Source organism: Kluyvera cryocrescens NBRC 102467 (assembly GCF_001571285.1).
GTDB lineage: Bacteria > Pseudomonadota > Gammaproteobacteria > Enterobacterales > Enterobacteriaceae > Kluyvera > Kluyvera cryocrescens.
The window spans coordinates 1-2523 of record NZ_BCTM01000074.1 but is presented as its reverse complement, the minus strand read 5'-3'; the positions used below and the strand labels follow the sequence as shown (position 1 = coordinate 2523).

Genomic DNA, 2523 nt, shown 5'->3' with positions numbered 1-2523 from the left:
GGCATGACAACCCGAACACCAGTGATGCGTCCACTCCGGTCCTCTCGTACTAGGAGCAGCCCCCCTCAATTCTCCAGCGCCCACGGCAGATAGGGACCGAACTGTCTCACGACGTTCTAAACCCAGCTCGCGTACCACTTTAAATGGCGAACAGCCATACCCTTGGGACCTACTTCAGCCCCAGGATGTGATGAGCCGACATCGAGGTGCCAAACACCGCCGTCGATATGAACTCTTGGGCGGTATCAGCCTGTTATCCCCGGAGTACCTTTTATCCGTTGAGCGATGGCCCTTCCATTCAGAACCACCGGATCACTATGACCTGCTTTCGCACCTGCTCGAGCCGTCACTCTCGCAGTCAAGCTAGCTTATGCCATTGCACTAACCTCCTGATGTCCGACCAGGATTAGCTAACCTTCGTGCTCCTCCGTTACTCTTTAGGAGGAGACCGCCCCAGTCAAACTACCCACCAGACACTGTCCGCAACCCGGATCACGGGTCTACGTTAGAACACCAGCCATTAAAGGGTGGTATTTCAAGGTTGGCTCCATGCAGACTGGCGTCCACACTTCAAAGCCTCCCACCTATCCTACACATCAAGGACCAGTGTTCAGTGTCAAGCTATAGTAAAGGTTCACGGGGTCTTTCCGTCTTGCCGCGGGTACACTGCATCTTCACAGCGAGTTCAATTTCACTGAGTCTCGGGTGGAGACAGCCTGGCCATCATTACGCCATTCGTGCAGGTCGGAACTTACCCGACAAGGAATTTCGCTACCTTAGGACCGTTATAGTTACGGCCGCCGTTTACCGGGGCTTCGATCAAGAGCTTCGCGTTGCCGCTAACCCCATCAATTAACCTTCCGGCACCGGGCAGGCGTCACACCGTATACGTCCACTTTCGTGTTTGCACAGTGCTGTGTTTTTAATAAACAGTTGCAGCCAGCTGGTATCTTCGACTGATTTCAGCTCCATGAGTAAATCACTTCACCTACATATCAGCGTGCCTTCTCCCGAAGTTACGGCACCATTTTGCCTAGTTCCTTCACCCGAGTTCTCTCAAGCGCCTTGGTATTCTCTACCTGACCACCTGTGTCGGTTTGGGGTACGATTTGATGTTACCTGATGCTTAGAGGCTTTTCCTGGAAGCAGGGCATTTGTTACTTCAGCACCGTAGTGCCTCGTCATCACACCTCAGCGTTAAAAGAAGTCCGGATTTACCTAAACTTCCCGCCTACATGCTTAAACCGGGACAACCGTCGCCCGGCTAACATAGCCTTCTCCGTCCCCCCTTCGCAGTAACACCAAGTACAGGAATATTAACCTGTTTCCCATCGACTACGCCTTTCGGCCTCGCCTTAGGGGTCGACTCACCCTGCCCCGATTAACGTTGGACAGGAACCCTTGGTCTTCCGGCGTGCGGGTTTTTCACCCGCATTATCGTTACTTATGTCAGCATTCGCACTTCTGATACCTCCAGCAACCCTCACAGGCCACCTTCAACGGCTTACAGAACGCTCCCCTACCCAACAACACATAGTGTCGCTGCCGCAGCTTCGGTGCACAGTTTAGCCCCGTTACATCTTCCGCGCAGGCCGACTCGACCAGTGAGCTATTACGCTTTCTTTAAATGATGGCTGCTTCTAAGCCAACATCCTGGCTGTCTGAGCCTTCCCACATCGTTTCCCACTTAACTGTGACTTTGGGACCTTAGCTGGCGGTCTGGGTTGTTTCCCTCTTCACGACGGACGTTAGCACCCGCCGTGTGTCTCCCGTGATAACATTCTTCGGTATTCGTAGTTTGCATCGGGTTGGTAAGTCGGGATGACCCCCTAGCCGAAACAGTGCTCTACCCCCGAAGATGAATTCACGAGGCGCTACCTAAATAGCTTTCGGGGAGAACCAGCTATCTCCCGGTTTGATTGGCCTTTCACCCCCAGCCACAAGTCATCCGCTAATTTTTCAACATTAGTCGGTTCGGTCCTCCAGTTAGTGTTACCCAACCTTCAACCTGCCCATGGCTAGATCACCGGGTTTCGGGTCTATACCCTGCAACTTAACGCCCAGTTAAGACTCGGTTTCCCTTCGGCTCCCCTATGCGGTTAACCTTGCTACAGAATATAAGTCGCTGACCCATTATACAAAAGGTACGCAGTCACACCACAAGGGTGCTCCCACTGCTTGTACGTACACGGTTTCAGGTTCTATTTCACTCCCCTCGCCGGGGTTCTTTTCGCCTTTCCCTCACGGTACTGGTTCACTATCGGTCAGTCAGGAGTATTTAGCCTTGGAGGATGGTCCCCCCATATTCAGACAGGATACCACGTGTCCCGCCCTACTCTTCGAGTTCACAACATATGCATTTTCATGTACGGGGCTATCACCCTGTATCGCCGGACTTTCCAGACCGTTCCATTAACACATACGCTGATTCAGACTCTGGGCTGCTCCCCGTTCGCTCGCCGCTACTAGGGGAATCTCGGTTGATTTCTTTTCCTCGGGGTACTTAGATGTTTCAGTTCCCCC

1 rRNA gene is annotated in these 2523 nt (G+C 52.8%); it reads right to left on the bottom strand.

What is annotated here, in order from left to right:
• A 23S ribosomal RNA gene (locus KCR01S_RS23480) occupies window positions 1-2523 on the bottom strand; the annotation flags it as partial.